Source organism: Mesorhizobium sp. WSM4850, assembly GCF_055811735.1.
In genome coordinates this window covers 75,115-94,804 of record NZ_JBVVPV010000007.1, presented here as the reverse complement: position 1 = coordinate 94,804, position 19,690 = coordinate 75,115, and the positions used below count along the sequence as shown (strand labels likewise).

Annotated in this window: 17 protein-coding genes; 12 read left to right on the top strand and 5 right to left on the bottom strand. The window is 62.2% G+C overall.

From position 1 onward, the window contains the following. The first annotated feature begins 262 nt into the window (after window positions 1-262). Window positions 263-2,833 (top strand): cell cycle histidine kinase CckA, encoded by a 2,571-nt coding sequence (gene cckA, locus AC0L2Z_RS10400; protein WP_287317310.1) that lies wholly within the window; start codon window positions 263-265, stop codon window positions 2,831-2,833. Window positions 2,834-2,918: 85 nt separating this feature from the next. Further along, window positions 2,919-3,629 carry a purine-nucleoside phosphorylase gene (locus tag AC0L2Z_RS10395; protein WP_128183088.1) on the top strand — a complete coding sequence of 237 codons (711 nt, stop codon included), beginning with the start codon at window positions 2,919-2,921 and terminating at the stop codon, window positions 3,627-3,629. Here AC0L2Z_RS10395 and AC0L2Z_RS10390 read toward each other — a convergent pair. Continuing rightward, window positions 3,626-3,931, bottom strand: coding sequence for a ribbon-helix-helix domain-containing protein (locus AC0L2Z_RS10390; RefSeq protein ID WP_077384009.1), 306 nt, complete (start codon window positions 3,929-3,931; stop codon window positions 3,626-3,628). The genes AC0L2Z_RS10395 and AC0L2Z_RS10390 overlap by 4 nt on opposite strands. 257 nt (window positions 3,932-4,188) lie before the next feature. Here AC0L2Z_RS10390 and AC0L2Z_RS10385 point away from each other — a divergent pair, with 257 nt between their 5' ends. The 3 genes from AC0L2Z_RS10385 to AC0L2Z_RS10375 all read left to right on the top strand — a co-directional run bounded on the left by AC0L2Z_RS10385 (window position 4,189) and on the right by AC0L2Z_RS10375 (window position 6,829). Next, window positions 4,189-4,584 (top strand): VOC family protein, encoded by a 396-nt coding sequence (locus AC0L2Z_RS10385; protein ID WP_473627802.1) that lies wholly within the window; start codon window positions 4,189-4,191, stop codon window positions 4,582-4,584. Window positions 4,585-4,662: 78 nt separating this feature from the next. Then, window positions 4,663-5,211 (top strand): Twin-arginine translocation pathway signal, encoded by a 549-nt coding sequence (locus AC0L2Z_RS10380; RefSeq protein ID WP_091593680.1) that lies wholly within the window; start codon window positions 4,663-4,665, stop codon window positions 5,209-5,211. A gap of 46 nt (window positions 5,212-5,257) precedes the next feature. Further along, the gene (locus AC0L2Z_RS10375; protein WP_473627800.1) at window positions 5,258-6,829 is read left to right on the top strand and encodes a GMC family oxidoreductase; all 1,572 of its coding nucleotides are present in this window, start codon (window positions 5,258-5,260) and stop codon (window positions 6,827-6,829) included. 68 nt (window positions 6,830-6,897) lie between these two features. On the opposite strand, the gene AC0L2Z_RS10370 is transcribed toward AC0L2Z_RS10375, so the two are convergent. Further along, complete coding sequence (locus AC0L2Z_RS10370; protein ID WP_473627859.1) at window positions 6,898-7,293, bottom strand: hypothetical protein; 396 nt, start codon at window positions 7,291-7,293, stop codon at window positions 6,898-6,900. Window positions 7,294-7,585: 292 nt separating this feature from the next. Here AC0L2Z_RS10370 and urtA point away from each other — a divergent pair, with 292 nt between their 5' ends. The 6 genes from urtA to AC0L2Z_RS10340 all read left to right on the top strand — a co-directional run bounded on the left by urtA (window position 7,586) and on the right by AC0L2Z_RS10340 (window position 14,008). Then, on the top strand, window positions 7,586-8,896 hold the full coding sequence (gene urtA / locus AC0L2Z_RS10365; protein ID WP_128169042.1) for an urea ABC transporter substrate-binding protein: 1,311 nt from the start codon (window positions 7,586-7,588) through the stop codon (window positions 8,894-8,896). Window positions 8,897-9,020: 124 nt separating this feature from the next. Beyond that, complete coding sequence (urtB, locus tag AC0L2Z_RS10360; protein WP_473627799.1) at window positions 9,021-10,637, top strand: urea ABC transporter permease subunit UrtB; 1,617 nt, start codon at window positions 9,021-9,023, stop codon at window positions 10,635-10,637. Continuing rightward, entirely contained in the window at window positions 10,634-11,866 is a 1,233-nt protein-coding gene (gene urtC / locus AC0L2Z_RS10355; RefSeq protein ID WP_473627798.1) for an urea ABC transporter permease subunit UrtC, read from the top strand. Before urtB ends, urtC begins: the two co-directional genes overlap by 4 nt. A 3-nt stretch (window positions 11,867-11,869) precedes the next feature. After that, the gene (gene urtD / locus AC0L2Z_RS10350) at window positions 11,870-12,616 is read left to right on the top strand and encodes an urea ABC transporter ATP-binding protein UrtD (protein WP_287174296.1); all 747 of its coding nucleotides are present in this window, start codon (window positions 11,870-11,872) and stop codon (window positions 12,614-12,616) included. Window positions 12,617-12,686: 70 nt separating this feature from the next. After that, window positions 12,687-13,382: an urea ABC transporter ATP-binding subunit UrtE gene (gene urtE / locus AC0L2Z_RS10345; protein ID WP_091593695.1), complete on the top strand. Its 696-nt coding sequence runs from the start codon at window positions 12,687-12,689 to the stop codon at window positions 13,380-13,382. A 449-nt stretch (window positions 13,383-13,831) separates the two neighbouring features. Further along, window positions 13,832-14,008, top strand: a complete 177-nt coding sequence (locus tag AC0L2Z_RS10340) for a hypothetical protein (protein WP_473627796.1) — start codon at window positions 13,832-13,834, stop codon at window positions 14,006-14,008. Window positions 14,009-14,039: 31 nt separating this feature from the next. On the opposite strand, the gene AC0L2Z_RS10335 is transcribed toward AC0L2Z_RS10340, so the two are convergent. Further along, the gene (locus AC0L2Z_RS10335; RefSeq protein ID WP_287247788.1) at window positions 14,040-14,846 is read right to left on the bottom strand and encodes a DUF72 domain-containing protein; all 807 of its coding nucleotides are present in this window, start codon (window positions 14,844-14,846) and stop codon (window positions 14,040-14,042) included. Window positions 14,847-15,034: 188 nt separating this feature from the next. Then, window positions 15,035-17,956 (bottom strand): excinuclease ABC subunit UvrA, encoded by a 2,922-nt coding sequence (gene uvrA, locus AC0L2Z_RS10330; RefSeq protein WP_287290660.1) that lies wholly within the window; start codon window positions 17,954-17,956, stop codon window positions 15,035-15,037. An 885-nt stretch (window positions 17,957-18,841) separates the two neighbouring features. Here uvrA and AC0L2Z_RS10325 point away from each other — a divergent pair. Then, window positions 18,842-19,042, top strand: a complete 201-nt coding sequence (locus AC0L2Z_RS10325) for a hypothetical protein (RefSeq protein ID WP_473627795.1) — start codon at window positions 18,842-18,844, stop codon at window positions 19,040-19,042. A gap of 29 nt (window positions 19,043-19,071) precedes the next feature. Here AC0L2Z_RS10325 and AC0L2Z_RS10320 read toward each other — a convergent pair whose 3' ends face one another. Next, window positions 19,072-19,677: an ATP-dependent Clp protease proteolytic subunit gene (locus AC0L2Z_RS10320; RefSeq protein WP_027151958.1), complete on the bottom strand. Its 606-nt coding sequence runs from the start codon at window positions 19,675-19,677 to the stop codon at window positions 19,072-19,074. Between the last annotated feature and the right edge of the window lie 13 nt (window positions 19,678-19,690).

Below are 19,690 nucleotides of genomic sequence, written 5' to 3'. Positions count from 1 at the left end.
GTGGATTTCAAGCTCCTGCGAATTGAGGGCGTCTGCGTTCCCACTTCAATCCACGACGCTGGATTTTCAGCAAGTTGCTGGCGTGATGAATCCAAAATTCGCTCGCGTCGGACCAGGAATGATGCGAATTTCGGATTCGCCGCACCAGGCGCCGAACGGGTGTCATTTTTAGCGGACAGTGGCCGCCAAGGCCTTTTCCGGACCCTGAGAATGTGATTCAACCGGGCAGGGGCAAGTACCGGAATTCACGAGCAGGGGGCACATGGCCAAGGAAGCGCGCGGCGATTTCTATCCGGTACCGATCGTCGACCAGAACACGCGACCGGGCGCGGTCACCCGGCTCATCGTCTTCATCGTTGTGCTGACAGGAGCGGCGATCGTTTTCGGCCTTTTCCGAGAACGTCTTGGCGATCCATTCCTGCTTGGAATGCTTGGCGTGCTGGCGATGATCGGTGTCGGCTTCCTGTTCGCCACCGCCATCGGCTTCGTGCAGATCACACCGCGCTCGACGAGTGACGAGCTGTCGAAAGCCTTCGTCGATTCAATGTCGCAAGGCCTCCTGGTCACCGACACCAAGGGTCGTGTCGTCTACGCCAATCGGGCCTATGCCGAGATGACGGGCGCGGCTTCTGCGGCGGATCTAAAGACCGTCGAAGGGTTGCTGTCCGATGTTCCCGAGGCCTCGGTGACCATATACCGGCTCGCCTCCGGCCTGCGCGACGGCCAGCCCGGCGACGGTGAGTTTAGGCTTGCCCAATCCATTCGACCCGGCGCTGAGCCGGGCGCGCGCTGGTACCGTGTCCGCGCCCGCGCCTTCAGCGTTCCGGGCCAGCGGCTGCCCTTGCTCGCCTGGCAACTCGCCGACATCTCGAAAGAACGGGCCGAGCAGGAGCGCTTCTTCCTCGATCTGCAGGAGGCCATCGACCATCTCGACCATGCGCCTGCCGGCTTCTTTTCGGCCGACCAGGAAGGCCGCGTCACCTACATCAACGCCACGCTTGCGGAGTGGCTGGGCATCGACCTGACGAGCTTCACGCCTGGTGCCGTCACGCTTGCGGAGATCGTCGCCGGCGACGGCATGGCGCTGGTCCGCTCGGTCAAGGCCGATCCCGGCACCACCCGCAATGCGGTCATCGATCTCGATCTGACGACAGTGAAGGGCGAGGCGCTGCCCGTGCGTTTCATGCATCGGGTTTCGGCCAGCCGCGAGGGCGCCAACGGTCCGACGCGCACCATCGTGCTCAACCGGACGCAAGGCGAGGACGCTTCCGCCGATCTGCGCGCCTCGGAGATCCGCTTCACCCGCTTCTTCAATTCGACGCCGATGGCAATAGCGGCCGTCGACAACCGCGGGCGCATCCTGCGCACCAACGCGCCTTTCCTGTCGCTGTTTTCCTCCGTCGTCGACGGGGACGCGGTCGATCGGCGCGTGCGGCTGGACACTGTGATCCATGAGCGTGACCGCCCCGCCTTTGCCGCGGCGTTCGAAAAAGCGCGACAACGGCAGGCCGATATCGAACCGATCGATACGCTGCTGCCCGGCAATGAAGAACGGCACATGCGCTTCTACGTCAACGCGGTTGCCGACGGCACCGGCGAGGGCGCCGAAGAATCGGCCATCGTCTACGCCGTCGAGACCACCGAGCAGAAGGCGCTCGAGGGCCAGATGGCGCAAAGCCAGAAGATGCAGGCGGTCGGCCAGCTTGCCGGTGGCATCGCACACGACTTCAACAATGTGCTGACCGCCATCATCATGGCGTCGGACCTGTTGTTGACCAATCACCGCCCGTCGGACCCGTCCTTCCCCGACATCATGAACATCAAGCAGAACGCCAACCGGGCGGCCTCGCTGGTGCGGCAGCTTCTGGCCTTCTCGCGCAAGCAGACGCTGCGGCCGGAGGTGCTCAACCTGACCGACGTGCTTGCCGATCTGCGGATGCTGCTGGCCCGTCTGGTCGGCAACGACATCAAGCTGAAGGTCGATCATGGCCGCGATCTGTGGCCGGTGAAGGTCGACATCGGGCAGTTCGAGCAGGTGGTGGTCAATCTGGCGGTCAATGCGCGCGACGCGATGCCGAACGGCGGCGAGCTCACCGTGCGCACCCGCAACGTGACCACACAGGAGAGCAAGAGCCTTCCCTACCGCGAACTTGCGCCTGCCGATTATGTGGTGGTCGAAGTTGAAGACACAGGCAGCGGCATCGCCCCCGAAGTGCTCAAGAAGATTTTCGAACCCTTCTTCACCACCAAGGAGGTCGGCAAGGGCACCGGCCTCGGCCTGTCGATGGTCTATGGCATCATCAAGCAGACAGGCGGCTTCATCTTCTGCGATTCCGAGGTCGGCAAGGGATCGGTGTTCCGCATCTTCCTGCCGCGCTACATTGCAGAGGCGCGAACGGCAGGCGAGCCCGGCGAGGCGCCGGCTGCACCGGCAAAGGTCGCCGACGCAGCCAAGGACCTGTCAGGTTCGGCCACGGTGCTGCTCGTCGAGGACGAGGATGCCGTGCGCATGGGCGGCATGCGGGCGCTGACGTCGCGCGGTTACACCGTCCACGAAGCGTCCTCGGGCGTCGAGGCGCTGGAAATCTTCGAGGCGCTCGGCGGCAAGGTCGACATTGTCGTTTCCGATGTGGTGATGCCGGAAATGGATGGGCCGACGCTGCTTGGCGAATTGCGCAAGCGGCAGCCGGACATCAAATTCGTCTTCGTTTCCGGCTACGCGGAGGACGCGTTCGCCAAGAATCTGCCGGCAGACGCGCATTTCGGTTTCCTGCCGAAGCCGTTTTCGCTCAAGCAACTGGCCACAATCGTCAAGGACGTGCTGGAATCTTAGGGTTCACTAATTCGCACTTGCGAAATGGCGTGAGACTGCCATGATTATGGGGCCAAACAGACGGCGGGTTTTGGGGGAGCGTGCCGTGACGCCGCACAACGAGGCAGGCAAGGGTGATTATGCGGCAACAGTGCTGTTGCCGGGCGATCCGCAGCGTGCCGAATGGATGGCGGAAACGTTTCTCGAGGCGCCGCGCTGCGTCAACCGTCGAAGGCAGGCCCTCGGCTTTACCGGCTTGTTTCGCGGCAAGCCCGTCAGCATCCAGTCCACCGGCATCGGCGTCTCGTCATTCCTGATCTACGCCCATGAATTGCTGGACTTCCATGGCGTGAGGACACTGATCCGCACCGGTACCTGTGGTGCCCTGACTGCCGCAGTCAAACTGCGCAGTTTAGTGATCTCGCAAGCGGTGCGGGGTGAAAGTGCCGAGAGCGGCCAGGTTTTTGGGCTTTATGGTGCTGATGCCGGACCCGATCCGGATCTGGTTTCCCAAGCCCTGGCCCGGGCTGCCGAAATCGGCATCGAGCATCAGGCCGGACTGACCATCTGCAGCGACATATTCTATCACCCCAAGGGGCGCGACCGCTTCGCCGAAGCGCAGGCACAGGGCGCGTTGGCCGTGGATATGGAGACCAGCGCGCTCTATCGCATCGCCGCGCATTTCGGCGCCAGGGCCTTGTCGATGCTGACTGTCGTCGACAATGTGGTGACCGGCGAGCAAACCGATTATTCCGAACGCCAGGCGCTCTTCACCGATATGACCCGCCTGGCGCTCGATGTCGCGATCGAAAGTTAAGCTGCCTGCCGCTTCGGCGCCGTGTGTTCTTCGATGCCGGGCCGATGGCCGCGCAGATAGAGAGCACAGGTCGTGCGCAGCATCGAGGCGAAGTTCGGGATCTGGCCATTGATCTCGATGGCCTCGTCATAAAGCTTCGAGATGAATTTCGGCGTCGTCAGGCCCTGGCTGTCGGCGATCTCGTCGAGCAATGCCCAGAACGTCGCCTCGAGCTGGATGCTGGTCGAATGCCCGTCGATACGAATCGACCGGTTGATCTGCCGGTAGCCCTCCGGATCCTGCCCGGCAAAAACCCTGCACATCGTTACCTCCCGTTCTTATTGATCTGGCCGTTCTTATTGATTTTGGGCGCAATCAGCAGTGATTCGCGCCTTTGGCAGTGCCTTGTCGTGGCCAATTATCTTCAGCTGGAAAGCGGAAAACAGCAATCGGACTTTCGTCCTTAAGCGGTTTTCCCGGTCGTTAGATTAGCGCGTGGTAATCGGCTGCCACCACGTTTGCCGCAACCCGCGCATAATCACGCCGACGCGCACATCGCGCTTACCGCACGGAGTGTCATTTGGCGAAGGCGATCCACACCATGATCCGGGTTCTCGACGAGGCCCGGTCCGTCGACTTCTACCGAAAAGCGTTTGGACTGGACGTCGCCGAACGGCTCGATTTCGAAACCTTTACGCTCGTATATCTGAGCAATGCCGAGGCGGAGCTCGAGGTCGAGCTCACCGTCAACAAGGGCCGCCAGGAGCCTTATGCGCTCGGCGACGGCTACGGCCACCTCGCGGTTTCGGTCGCCGATCTGGACAGCGAGCATGACCGGCTCGGCGCGCTTGGCCTGAACCCGAAGAACATCGTCGAGTTCAACCGCGACGGAGCGCTGCTCGCACGCTTCTTCTTCATCGAGGATCCCGATGGCTACAAGATCGAGGTGCTGCAGCGTCAGGGCCGGTTCAAATAGGAGATACTCGGCCGCGCCGGCCAGCGCGGCGCCAGCCAGGGCACCTTCGGGTGCAGACAGCAAGCAAGGGAGGAACAATTGGTCACAATTTATGAGAGCAAGCCGGTCCATGAAACGAAGCCAGTTCTATCGCGCCGCGAGCTACTGAAGCGCGGCGGTGTCGGCGCGCTGCTGGTCATTTCAGGCAGTGCCGTCATCAGCCCGGAACATGCCTGGGGTCTCGAAACATCCGCGCTCAAGCCCGAAACCATGGCGACCCTGATCCAGATGGCGCGCGACATCTACCCGCACGACCAAGTGCCTGACAAATATTACGCAATCGCCGTCAAGGCGCACGATGAGCAGGCCGGCAAGGACCCTGCCCACAAGGACCTTATCGAAAAGGGTATCGCCGATCTCGACTTGAAATCGGGCAAGGACGGCTACACCGGTCTCGGCTGGGAGGAGCAGCGCGTTGCGGTGCTCAGGGATATCGAGGACACGCCGTTCTTCCAGGCCGTCCGCGGCGGGCTTGTCGTCGGCCTCTACAACCAGAAGGAGGTCTGGCCGATCTTCGGCTACGAGGGCGAATCCTACTCCAAGGGCGGCTACATGGCGCGCGGGTTCGACGACATCGAGTGGCTCTGAGCCCCGTCGTCGCAACCGCACACAACAGACATCATGGGAGGAAACCATGGCAGCACCATTTGATCTCAACAACGACGGCGTGGTCGTCATCATCGGCTCGGGCGCCGGCGGCGGCACGCTCGGCAATGAACTTGCGCAGAAGGGCGTCGATGTCGTCATGCTGGAGGCGGGCGCCCGTCACGAATACGAGGATTTCATCAATGACGAGTGGGATTCATTCGCCCAACTCGCCTGGACGGACAAGCGCACGACCTCGGGCGACTGGCGGGTGGCGAAGGATTTCCCCAACCTGCCGGCGTGGATCGTCAAGGCGGTCGGCGGCTCGACCACGCACTGGGCAGGCGCCTCGCTGCGCTTTCAGGAGCACGAATTCAAAACGCTTTCGACCTACGGAAAACTGGAAGGCGCGAACCTGCTCGACTGGCCGATCACGCTTGCCGAGCTCGAGCCCTACTACGCAAAGGCCGAAGACAAGCTAGGCGTGACGCTCACCAGCAACATCCCGGGCCTTCCCGGCAACAACAACTTCAAGGTGATGAAGGCCGGCGCCGACAAGCTCGGCTACAAGGAGTGCCACACCGGCCGGATGGCAATCAATTCCGAGCCGCGCGACGACCGCAATGCCTGCCAGCAGACCGGCTTCTGCTTCCAGGGTTGCAAATGGGGCGCCAAATGGTCGACGCTCTACAGCGAAATTCCCAAGGGCGAGGCGACCGGCCATCTCGAGGTCAGGCCGAATGCCATGGCCATCAAGATCAACCACGATGCGTCGGGCAAGGTAACCGGGGTCCTCTATGCCGACAAGGACGGCAGACTGAGGGAACAGAAGGCCCGCATCGTCGCGGTCGCCGGAAATTCGATCGAGAGCCCGCGACTGCTGCTCAATTCGGCATCGAGCCAGTTTCCCGACGGCCTTGCCAATTCGTCGGGGCAGGTCGGCAAGAACTACATGCGCCACACCACCGGCTCGGTCTACGGCATCTTCGACAAGCCGGTGCATATGTATCGCGGCACCACCATGGCCGGTATCATCCGCGATGAGGCCCGCAACGATCCCTCGCGCGGCTTCGTCGGCGGCTACGAACTCGAGACGCTGTCGCTCGGCCTGCCGTTCATGGCCGCCTTCCTCAATCCCGGCGGCTGGGGGCGTTCCTTCACCACGGCGCTCGACCACTACCACCACATGGCCGGCATGTGGATCGTCGGCGAGGACATGCCGCGCGAGGAAAACCGCATCACGCTGCATGCCGATATGAAGGACGCGCACGGCATGCCGGTGGCGGACGTCCATTTCGACGACCATGCCAACGACACGGCGATGCGCAACCACGCCTACAAACAGGGCTCGGCGCTCTACGAGGCGGTCGGGGCGACGCGGACCTTCCCGACGCCACCCTATCCGTCGACCCACAATCTCGGCACCAATCGGATGAGCGAGAAGGCGGCCGACGGCGTCGTCAACAAGCATGGCCAGGCGCACGATATCAAGAACCTGTTCGTGTCGGATGGCAGCCAGTTCACCACGGGCGGGGCTGAAAATCCGACATTGACGATCGTGTCGCTGGCGATCCGTCAGGCCGAGTACATTGCCGGACAAATGTCGGCCAAAAGCATTTAGCCATAGCCTCCCGACTGCCTGCTGGCGCGGAACCTCACAAGGTTTCGCGCCTCTTTCTTGTCGGCCGTTCACCGCTTCGTGCAGGTCGAGGCGGTGAAGGCGCCGTCAGGCTGCTTCATGATGATGTCGAAGGACGGGCTGGTTTGGCCGTCCAGGGTGGCTTGCGTGAGCGAGATCGAGTTGCCGCCGGTCGTGTAGCCGCCCAACGGGCCCAACCAGGTGATCTCGCCATTTGCATTCATCTGATAGTTGTAGCCCTGCCGGGCGGTTCCGAAGCTCACCGGGCCGCTATAGACATTGCCCTTGACGGTGATGTCGCCAAGGCTGAGGAACATGCCAAGCAGATAGACTTCGCAGTGATAGGTGCCGTCCGGCAATTTGCCATCGGTGAAGTCGGCGCGGGTGCTGCCGGTTGCCGCAACCAGAAGCATGGTGCTGAAAATGCGAGAAATCCTGGAGGTCATGCGATCGCTCTTTTGAAGATCGATCTTGCCCCATTTTCCTGCAGCGCCGCAACGGTTCGCCGTCTTTTGCTCAAAATTCATGCATTAATTCGCGAGTGATCAAAAATTGGGCGATAGCGGGGGACCTTTTCTCAAGCAGAGCACTGGCAGCGGCGCTTATCTTTGGCGGCTAATATATTAACCGGCTGATAGGGCTAGGAAATCCAGACCCACTTGATTTTGCTCCTGCGGTTGGCACAGCCGTTGCATGGTCTGTTCGCGATGCGATCAACCAGTCAGGGAGTTTTGAAATATGCGGGGCAGTTTCTCGACAATAACAAAAATGTTTTCGGCAGGCGCGGTCACGGCCGGCCTGCTGATGAGCGTCCCGGCCAGGGCGGCTGACGACACGATCAAGGTGGGTATCCTCCACTCGCTGTCGGGGACCATGGCGATTTCGGAGACGACGCTGAAGGACGCCATGCTGATGCTCATCGAAGAGCAGAATGCAAAGGGCGGCCTGCTCGGCAAGAAACTCGAAGCGGTCGTCGTCGATCCGGCTTCGAACTGGCCGCTGTTCGCCGAAAAGGCGCGCGAGCTGATCTCCAAGGACAAGGTCGCGGCGGTGTTCGGGTGCTGGACCTCGGTGTCGCGCAAGTCGGTGCTGCCGGTGTTCAGCGAACTCGACAACATCCTGTTCTACCCCGTCCAGTATGAGGGCGAGGAGAGCGAGCGCAACGTGTTCTACACCGGCGCGGCGCCGAACCAGCAGGCAATTCCGGCTGTCGACTATCTGATGAGCGAGGACGGCGGTTCGGTGAAGCGCTGGGTGCTTGAAGGCACCGACTACGTCTATCCGCGCACCACCAACAAGATCCTCGAAGCCTATCTGAAAGCCAAGGGCGTCGCTGCCGAAGACATCATGGTCAACTACACGCCGTTCGGCTTCTCGGATTGGCAGACCGAAGTCGCGGCGATCAAGAAGTTCGGCTCCGCCGGCAAGAAGACCGCCGTCGTCTCGACGGTCAACGGCGACGCCAACGTGCCGTTCTACAAGGAGCTTGGCAACCAGGGCATCAAGGCCGAGGATATCCCGGTCATGGCCTTCTCGGTCGGCGAGGAAGAGCTTGCCGGTCTCGATACCGCGCCGCTCGTCGGTCATCTCGCCGCCTGGAACTATTTTCAGAGCATCGATACGCCCGAGAACGCCAAGTTCATCGCCGACTGGCACAAGTTCATCAAGAGCGACAAGCGCACCACCAACGACCCGATGGAAGCCCATTATGTTGGCTTCAACATGTGGGTGAAGGCGGTCGAGAAGGCCGGCACCACCGATCCTGACAAGGTCATCGACGCCGTGATCGGCGTCTCGGTGCCGAACCTGACCGGTGGCTATTCGACGATGATGCCGAACCATCACATCACCAAGCCGGTGCTGATCGGCGAAATCCAGGCCGATGGCCAGTTCGAGACCGTCTCGCAGACGCCTGACTTGGTGATGGGCGACGAGTGGTCCGACTATCTGGCCGATTCGAAGGACCTGATTTCCGATTGGCGCGCGCCTCTGTCCTGCGGCAATTTTAATGTCGCCACCGGCAAATGCGGCGGCAAGGGAACCAACTGATCCTCCCGGGTCTGACGGTCGTGGATTTCTCCACGACCTGGACCGCGACGCGTCCGGGCGAACTCGTCCTCTCCTCCAGTTCGCCCGGACGCGAAGTTTCAACCCTCAAGAATCGCAGAAATCGATGATCCTTACCCGCGCGATCGGCCTGACGCTGCTGCTCCTCCTGGGGATGCTGTCGCCGTCGAACGCTGCCGAAGCGGATCTGCGCGCCATCATTGCCAAATTTGCCACTGCCTCGAATTTCTCGGCCACCGAAGCTGTCGTGCGCGAGCTGGCGGCTACCGGTGATACTGCCGTCGAACGTCCGCTTGGCGCGCTTGCCGAGGGCGATCTTTACGTCCGCAAGGCCGATTCGCTGGTTTTCATCGGCAAGGCAGCTGGCGGCAGCGTTGAGCTGCTCGACCCGCTGAGCGGTGAAAAATCCGGTGACGCGGCCAAAAGCGAGATCACCAAGATCAAGGTCAACAACACGCTGCGCCGCGCCATCCGCGATGCGCTGGGCACGCTGACGCTCGGCGCAAATGATCCGGCCGCGCGCATTGCCGCCGCCGACACCATGTTCAGGACGCCCGACGCGACAAACATCGAGCCGCTCGATGCCGCAATCGCCAGCGAGAGCGTGGCAAGCGTCAAAGCGCTGCTCGAACAGGCCCGCGCCGCATCGGTTCTGGTGTCCGACAGGCCGGAGACCGACAAACTGGCGGCGGTCGCCCTGATTGGCGGGCGCGGCGATCGCAACGCCCTGTCCCTGCTCACCGCCGTCGAGGCCAATTCCGAAGGCGCGGTCAAGGACGCGGCGACGGCGGCGATCGCCAACATCAATTCGACGCTGGCGCTGTGGGATGCGGGCCAGAACATCTGGTACGGCATTTCGCTCGGATCGGTGCTGCTGCTGGCGGCGATCGGCCTTGCCATCACCTTCGGCGTCATGGGCGTCATCAACATGGCGCATGGCGAAATGGTCATGCTCGGCGCTTACACCACCTTTGTCGTGCAGGAGGTGATCCGCAATTCCTTTCCCGGCCTGTTCGACTGGTCGCTAGTCATCGCACTGCCGCTCGCTTTCCTGGTCGCGGCGCTTGTCGGCCTTGCCATCGAACGCGGCGTTATCCGTTTCCTCTACGGCCGGCCGCTGGAGACGCTGCTGGCGACATGGGGTGTTTCGCTGATCCTGCAGCAGGCCGTGCGCACCATCTTCGGGCCGACGAACCAGGAAGTCGGCAACCCGTCATGGATGTCCGGTTCGTTCGATATCGGCCAGCTTGCCGTGACCTGGAACCGGCTCTGGATACTGGTATTCGCGCTTGGCGTGTTCGCGGTGCTGCTTTATGTGATGAAGCGCACGCCTTGGGGCCTGCAGATGCGCGCCGTCACCGCCAACCGCCGCATGGCCGCATCGATGGGCATCAGGACGCCATGGGTCGATGCGCTGACCTTTGCATTGGGATCCGGTATAGCCGGCATCGCCGGCGTCGCGCTCAGCCAGATCGACAATGTCTCGCCCAATCTCGGCCGCGGCTACATCATCGACAGCTTCATGGTCGTCGTCTTCGGCGGCGTCGGCAATCTCTGGGGCACGCTGGTCGGCGCCTTCTCGCTTGGCATCGTCAACAAGTTCCTCGAACCCTACGCCGGGGCAGTCCTCGGCAAGATCGTCGCCCTGGTCCTCATCATCCTCTTCATCCAGAAACGCCCGCGCGGCCTGTTCGCGCTGAAGGGCAGGTCGGTGGAAGCATGATCACTGGACGCTTCTTCGCTGCCGGCGCCGACCGCCGCATCGCCATCACGGTCTTCGTCCTTTTGGCGGTTGCGATCGTCGTACCGCTGCTCAATCTTGCGGTCTCGCCGACAAGTGCGTTCTACGTGCCGTCCTATATCGTCGCGCTCACCGGGAAATATCTCTGTTACGCGCTGCTCGCCTTGGCGCTCGATCTCGTCTGGGGCTATTGCGGCATCCTTTCGCTCGGCCACGGCGCCTTCTTCGCGCTCGGCGGCTATGCGATGGGCATGTATCTGATGCGCCAGATCGGCTCGCGCGGCGTCTACGGCAATCCGCTGCTGCCGGACTTCATGGTGTTCCTGAATTATGGGGAATTGCCGTGGTTCTGGTACGGTTTCGACCAATTCTGGTTTGCCGCGATCATGGTTCTTGCGATGCCTGGCCTGCTCGCCTTCGTCTTCGGCTGGTTCGCCTTCCGCAGCCGCGTCACCGGCGTCTATCTGTCGATCATCACCCAGGCGATGACCTATGCGCTGCTGCTTGCGTTTTTCCGCAACGACATGGGTTTCGGCGGCAACAACGGCCTGACCGATTTCAAGGATATTCTCGGCTACAACGTGCAGGCCGATGCGACACGCTCGGCATTGTTCGCGGCCAGCGCCGTCACGCTGGCCCTCGCCGTCTTCGTCACCTGGGCGATCGTCGGTTCCAAATACGGCAAGCTGCTGATGGCGGTGCGCGACGCCGAGAGCCGCACGCGCTTTCTCGGCTGGCGCGCGGAAAACGTCAAACTGTTCGCCTTCACCGTGTCGGCTGTCATGGCCGGCATTGCCGGCGCGCTCTACGTGCCGCAGGTCGGCATCATCAATCCGGGCGAGTTCGAGCCGTCCAATTCGATCGAGGTCGTGGTATGGACGGCCGTCGGCGGGCGCGGCACCATCGTCGGGCCGATCATCGGCGCGCTCGTGGTCAATGCCGGCAAATCCTGGTTCACCGGCGTGCTGCCGGCGTTCTGGCTGTTTGCGCTGGGCGGACTGTTCGTCGCCGTCACGCTGTTCCTGCCAAAGGGCATTGTCGGCATGTGGGATTCCTGGCGCGGCAATGCCAGGGCGCTGCGCGCAGCCTCGATTGCCGAGGAGGCCGGCACCGACCCTGACGTCCCGCCACTGCCGAAGATCGTTCGCTCGGCTGCGAGAACGCCTGGCGACTGGTCCGCATCCGGCCCCGAACCGCAGCCGGCGGAGTGAGCAATGTCGAAGAGCAACACCATCCTCTATCTCGACGGCGTCTCGGTTTCCTTCGACGGCTTTCGCGCCATCAACAATTTGTCGCTGGTGCTCGACAAGGGCGAGATGCGGGCGATCATCGGTCCCAACGGCGCCGGCAAGACCACGATGATGGACATCGTCACTGGCAAGACGCGCCCCGACGCGGGCGAGGTTTACTTCGATGGGCAGGTCGACCTGACGAAACATGACGAGGCCGAGATCGCCATGATGGGCATCGGCAGGAAATTCCAGAAGCCGACGGTCTTCGAAAGCCACACGATCGAGGACAACCTGATGCTGGCGCTGAAGGGCCCACGCTCGATCTTCCCGGCACTGTTCCATCGCCGCTCGGCTGCGGAGGCGCGGCGGATCGACGACATCCTCGGCATCATCCGGCTCGGTGACAAGCGCGACGAGCTCGCCGCCAATCTCAGCCACGGCCAGAAGCAATGGCTCGAGATCGGCATGCTTTTGGCGCAGGATCCGAAACTGCTTTTGGTCGACGAACCGGTCGCCGGCATGACCGACGCCGAGACCGAGGAGACTGCGCGGCTGCTCAGGGATATTGCCCGCGACCACTCGGTCATCGTCGTCGAGCACGACATGCATTTCGTGCGCGAGCTCGGCGCCAAGGTCACCTGCCTGCACGAAGGCTCGGTGCTTTCCGAAGGCTCGCTCGATTTCGTTTCGGCCGACGAACGTGTCGTCGAAGTCTATCTGGGGAGATGATCATGGTCTGGCGCGTTCCGTTCCATCATTTCGATCTTTCGTTCTTCAGGCGCTGGAGAAGGCGCTGACCATGCTCGAAGTCTCCAACGCCACGCTGCACTACGGCGCCGCCCAGGCGCTGCGTGGCGTCTCGCTGAAGGCCGGAGCCGGCAAGATCACCTGCGTGCTCGGCCGCAACGGCGTCGGCAAAACCAGTTTGATGAGATCGATCGTCGGCCACCACCGGCTGACGAGCGGAAGCGTTGCCTTCGAGGGGAAGGCGCTCGACCGGAGCGCGGCGTATGATCGCGCCCGGTCGGGCATCGCATTCGTGCCGCAGGGCAGGGAGATCTTCCCGCTGCTCACCGTGCGGGAAAACCTCGAATCGGGCTTTGCGCCATTGAAGCGCGCCGACCGCAACATCCCCGGCCACGTCTTCGAATTGTTCCCGGTGCTGAAGCAGATGCTCGGCCGCAGGGGCGGCGACCTTTCCGGCGGCCAGCAGCAGCAGCTTGCCATTGGCAGGGCACTGGTGATGCGGCCGAAACTGCTGGTGCTCGACGAGCCGACCGAGGGCATCCAGCCGTCGATCATCAAGGATATCGGCCGCGCCATCCGCTATCTGCGCGACCAGGCCGATATCGCCGTGCTGCTGGTCGAACAGTATCTCGATTTCTGCCGGGAATTGGCCGACGAGGTCAACATCATGGACCGCGGCCTGATCGTCCACACCGGCCCGGCCGAGGATCTCGACCGGGCGGATGTGAGGAAATTTCTTACGGTGTAGGGTTCATCCCATCGTCATCCTGGGGCGAAGCAAGGAGCAAAGCGACGCGGCGCACACCCCAGGATCCATGCCGTGCAGTCAGCCAAAGAGTGCAGCGGTCAAGAACAGAAGCCGTTTCCAGCGTACAGTATCCTGGATTCTGCCCCGTGGCGACGCTCTGAAGTTACGGCATGGATCCTTGGGTCTTCGCTCCGCTTCGCGTCGCTGCGCCCAAGGATGACGAAGTCGCGAGATCTGCTCAGTTTTTCTTCAACGACACCGTGTGCAACTCTGGCGCGCTGAAGATTGCGTGCTAGGCTATACTTGGCCTTGTTGAGTCGGCCGCTTTCCGTATCAGTCACGTCGACAGATCAGGCGCAGGCTCAGCCGGCACGTTTCGTGCAAGCAGCCTCCTCCTGCGATCTGATCGTTGTTCAAACGCATTTGGGGCACTTGGGCCAGGGCAGCCGATGGAACGTTACGTCGAGGACTACCAGAAACGACGGCTTACCGAGCGCTTCGACATCATGACCGCCATCGATATTTTGAAATCGCAAGGATACGACCACGACCAACTGATCGCGGAGCTCACCAAGGTGTTCTTCGTCGATCTCGATGCCTACAACGAAGTCGTGGTGGCGGCATGACCGAAGGGGTGGATGCGCTGTGCCGTCAACGTCAGCCTGTGACGCGCTTCATCAGCGCCATGGCGCCGAACGGCGCGCGGGCCTTGCCTTCGGTAATGAAGTAGACGAACACATCACGCGGTTTGACCGGTGCTTCGGTTGAGGGATCGGCGCGCGGCAGGTCGGCCGGCGCCTTGCCCTGCGCCCAGCTCTTCGCCCGGGCCGCCCATTCGTCGAGCGCAGTTGGCGTGTAGCAGTCGGGATTGTCGTCGCTGCCGGTCTGCAGCCGGGCATAAATGAAATCGCCGGTGACGTCGGCGATCGCTGGATATTTGGTGTGGTCGGCGTAGACGATCGCGACCTTGTATTGGCGCGCCAGGGCGGCGAATTCCGGCACGACGAAGCTGTCGTTGCGCACCTCGACCGCATGGCGCAGCGCAACGCCGTCCTGCTTTTCAGGCAACAGCTTGAGGAAAGCCTCGAAATCGTCCGGGTCGAATTTTTTGGTTGGCGCGAACTGCCACAGGATCGGCCCGAGCTTGTCGCCGAGCGCGGCGACGCCCGATCCCAGGAAACGCGTCATCGACTCGCCGGCCTCACCGAGCACGCGGCGGTTGGTGACGAAACGGTTGCCTTTCAGCGAATAGACAAAACCGTCCGGCGCCTCGTTTGCCCATTTGACGAAGGTCGGCTCCTTGAAGCTCGAATAAAAGGTGCCGTTGACCTCGATACTCGGCACCTGCCGGGTCGCGTAGTGCAGTTGCTTCGCCTTGGACAACTTGTCGGGGTAGAAAGACTTGTCCCAGGGCTCGAAGGTCCAGCCGCCCATGCCGGCGCGGATTGTTCCAGATTGAGTCACAGTCGTCCTCCCGGGTTGAAATGGATCAGGCCGTAGCGAGCGTTTCGACAGCTTTAGCCATGTCGAAATGCGGATTGGGCGTAGGGTGCATAGGCGGCTTGCGTCAGCCGGACGACAGCATCAAGATCACCGGCAAGCGCTCTTCTGATCCTTATTTGAGGATTTTCCAAACGCCAGCCAGTCTTCGCTCACTCCGCCGCTTCGCGCTTGCCTCCGGGGCGCCGCTCCAAAAGTTCCCTGAGGAACTGGCCGGTGTAGCTGCGTTTTTCGCGGACGATATCCTCCGGCGTGCCTGAGGCCACCAACTCGCCGCCGCCGTCGCCGCCCTCGGGACCGAGGTCGAGCACCCAGTCCGCGGTTTTTATCACCTCGAGATTGTGCTCGATGACGACCACCGTGTTGCCCTGATCGACCAGCTCGTGCAGCACTTCTAAGAGCTTGGCGACATCGTGGAAATGCAGGCCGGTGGTCGGCTCGTCGAGGATGTAGAGCGTCTTGCCGGTCGCCTTGCGCGACAGTTCCTTGGCCAGCTTGATGCGCTGCGCCTCGCCGCCCGACAAAGTCGTCGCCTGCTGGCCGACATGGATGTAGCCGAGGCCGACCTGCTTCAGCGTCTCCAGCTTGTCGCGCACGCCGGGCACGGCGGCGAAGAAATCGACGCCTTCCTCGACCGTCATGTCGAGCACGTCGGCAATCGACTTGCCCTTGAACAGAACGTCGAGCGTCTCTCTGTTGTAGCGCTTGCCGTGACATACGTCGCAGGTGACATAGACGTCGGGCAAAAAGTGCATCTCGATCTTGATGACGCCGTCGCCCTGGCAGGCTTCGCAGCGACCGCCCTTGACGTTGAACGAGAAGCGGCCTGGCTGATAGCCGCGCGCCTTGGACTCCGGCAGGCCGGCGAACCAGTCGCGGATCGGCGTGAAGGCGCCGGTATAGGTGGCGGGATTGGAGCGCGGCGTCCGTCCGATCGGCGACTGGTCGATATCAATGACCTTGTCGAGGAATTCGAGGCCCTCGATGCGGTCGTGCTCGGCCGGGTGCTCGCGCGAGCCCATGATGCGGCGCGACGCCGCCTTGAACAAGGTCTCGATCAGGAAGGTCGACTTGCCGCCGCCGGAGACGCCGGTGACGGCGGTGAAGGTGCCGAGCGGGATTTCGGCGGTAACGTTCTTCAGATTGTTGCCGCGCGCGCCGACGATCTTCAGGCGCCGGTTCTTCTTGGCCTCGCGCCGCACCGCCGGCGTTGCCACTTCGAGCTCGCCGGACAAATATTTGCCGGTGATCGAGGCGGGGCTGGCCATGATCTGCTGCGGCGTTCCCTGCGCGATGATGTGGCCGCCGTGGATGCCGGCGGCCGGGCCGATATCGACGACATAATCGGCATGCAGGATGGCGTCTTCGTCATGCTCGACGACGATCACCGTGTTGCCGATGTCGCGCAAATGCTTCAGCGTGTCGAGCAGGCGCGCATTGTCGCGCTGGTGCAGGCCGATCGACGGCTCGTCCAGCACATAGAGCACGCCGGTGAGGCCGGAGCCGATCTGCGAGGCCAGCCGAATGCGCTGGCTCTCGCCGCCCGACAGCGTGCCGGAATTGCGCGACAGCGTCAGGTAGTCGAGCCCGACATCGTTGAGGAAGCGCAGCCGCTCGCGGATTTCCTTGAGCACGCGCACCGCGATCTCGTTCTGCTTGTCGCTGAGTGCGGCGGGCAGCTCGGTGAACCATTGGTCGGCCTTGCGGATCGACAGCTCGGTGACCTCGCCGATGTGCTTGCCGGCAATCTTCACCGCCAGCGCTTCCGGCTTCAGCCGGTAGCCGCGGCAGGCCGGGCAAGGTGTGGCCGACATGAAGCGCTCGATCTCCTCGCGCATCCAGGCAGATTCGGTTTCCTTCCACCGCCGTTCGAGATTGGGGATCACGCCTTCGAAGGTCTTTGTCGTCTGGTAGGAGCGCAGCCCGTCATCATACTGGAAAGTGACCTCGCGCTCGCCGGTGCCGTGCAGGATGGCTCGCTTTGCCTCTTCGGTCAGGTCCCGGAACTTGTCCCCTAGTTTGAAGCCATAAGCCTTGCCCAGCGCCTCGAGCGTCTGCACGTAATAGGGTGAGGTCGATTTCGCCCATGGGCTGACGGCGCCGGCGCGCAGCGACAGATTGTCGTCGGGCACGATCAGGCTGGCGTCGATGGCGCGCTGGCTGCCGAGGCCGTCGCAGGTCGGGCAGGCGCCGAACGGGTTGTTGAAGGAAAACAGCCTGGGCTCGATCTCGGGAATGGTGAAGCCTGACACCGGGCAGGCGAATTTTTCGGAGAACAGGATGCGCTCATGCGTCTCATTCTTCGATTTGTTGACCGAATCCTCGCCGGTCTGGCTGGCGTCGAGCGGCCGGTCGGCGAATTCGGCCACTGCCAGCCCGTCGGCGAGCTTCAGCGCGGTCTCGATGGAATCGGCAAGCCGCGTCGCCAGATCGCCGCGCACGACGATGCGGTCGACGACGACGTCGAGGTCATGCTTGTACTTCTTGTCCAGCGCCGGCACGTCGGCGATTTCGTAAAAGACACCGTCGACCTTGACGCGCTGAAAACCCTTTTTCTGCAGCTCCAGCAGTTCCTTGCGGTATTCGCCTTTGCGGCCTCGCACCATCGGCGCCAGGATGAACAGACGCGTGCCTTCCTCGACCGCCAGCACGCGGTCGACCATCTGCGACACCGTCTGGCTCTCGATCGGCAGGCCGGTGGCCGGCGAATAGGGGATGCCGACGCGCGCGAACAGCAGCCGCATATAGTCGTAGATCTCGGTGACGGTGCCAACCGTCGAGCGCGGGTTCTTCGACGTGGTCTTCTGCTCGATGGAGATGGCCGGCGACAAGCCGTCGATCTGGTCGACATCAGGCTTCTGCATCATTTCGAGGAACTGCCGCGCATAGGCCGACAGGCTCTCGACGTAGCGGCGCTGGCCCTCGGCATAGATGGTGTCGAAGGCGAGCGACGACTTGCCTGACCCCGACAGCCCGGTCATGACGATCAGGCTGTCACGCGGCAGGTCGAGATCGACATTCTTCAGATTGTGTTCGCGCGCCCCGCGAATGGAAAGATATTTATGGTCGGCCATCGCCGGTCGCCGCCTCAGATCTGGAATCTCGTGGGATGGCGGGTTGTCCCGGCCATCCCCTATGTAGGTAATTTCGCCACCGTTTCGAGAGAACTCTCGACCAAGCCTTTAACCGTCTTTCGCGCGGGCGAGCAAGCGGAAAGAACAAAGGCCGAACACGCTCCTGACAAATGCGTTCATGTAATCCACAGCCGACGTCGCGCTGCTCAAAACGGATGCAAATTTCGGATTCGCCACACAAGCGATCACGTTTTTGGTAAATCGGCTATCCAACTGTTGACGTCTCGGGCTCAGGGGGGCAGACTCCGAACGTCACCGAAGCCGACCGTCTTTCGATGGCCTCGCCGCCCCAAGGCGGCCTGCGAGACGCCGCAGGCTTTGCGATATGCGCTTCGGACGACACCAGTCGCAATGGACAGAAAAGGAGAGCAGAGGAATGACTCCACCGGACAGTTCCTTGAGGCTCCACGTGTCGCTGGAGCCGCGGCAGGCATAAGTGCCAAGGCTAGGCGTTTTGCGCCGCCCGACAAACCGTGACCTGCCGATCCCATTAAAATCAGAGACTACTAGTCGGATCGTCGGCTGAATGCCGCGAAGCATCCGAAATCAAAAGCCGGCAGTGTACTCCCGGCGAGTTTGGATTTCAGATCCAAAAAAAGCCCCGACCGTTTGCGGAAGCAGCGGCGGGGCTGTTCGTTTCAGAGCCGCAGGCGCACGAGCGCCTTGAGATTGTGGCAGCGATGAAGGCCGATGGAGGTGTCCTATCACCGGGGGCCTTCATCGAGCCCGCGCCGACATCGAAGGTTATGCTGCCGGAAATCCTGACATCGGTATCGCCGATCTTGAACTGGCGGTTCGGCAGCCGGCTTGGCGATGCGATAGTCGTTGGTCACACCGGGCAGCGTGCCGTTCTGCGAAGGCGGTGAACTGTCTTCGGCGAACGCCGCGCCGGAGGTCATCGCCGCGACGGCGATACCGATAATCAGCCGATTCAAGCAAATGCGTGAGATCTCAGACATCGGCGGACTGTATCGCCGCACTCTGGCCGAAGCCAGACCGGTGGCGATCAACCGGCCGAACGGCTGACCGACGTTGCTTATGAGCCGGCTACCCTTTCACGCCGCTCTCTTACGCGTGTCAAAAACATGGTCGACAAGGCCCCATGTCTTTGCCTCCGCGGCGGTCATGAAATGATCGCGGTCGAGCGTGCGTTCGACTTCTTCGAACGTGCGACCACAGTGGTGCGCGTAAAGCTCGGTCATGCGCCGCTTGGTCCTGAGGATGCCTTCGGCGTGGCGCTGGATGTCGGAGGCCTGGCCCTGGAAACCGCCTGACGGCTGGTGCAGCAGGATGCTGGCGTTGGGCAGCGCGATGCGTCGCCCCGGTGTGCCGGCCATCAGCAGGAACGAGGCCATCGAGGCGGCAAAGCCCATGCAGACGGTGGATACCGGACTGCTTATATACTGCATCGTGTCGTAGATGGCGAAACCGCTGGTCACCACGCCGCCCGGCGAATTGATGTAGAGGGAAATCTCCTTATCGGGATTGTCGGATTCCAGCGACAGGAGCTGGGCACAGACCAGCGCCGACACATTGTCGTCGATCGGACCGTTGATGAAGACGATGCGCTCGCGCAGCAGCCGCGAAAAAATGTCGAAGGCGCGTTCGCCGCGGCTCGACTGCTCGATCACCATCGGCACCAGATTGGCAAAACCGCTCATCGCTTTTCTCCGT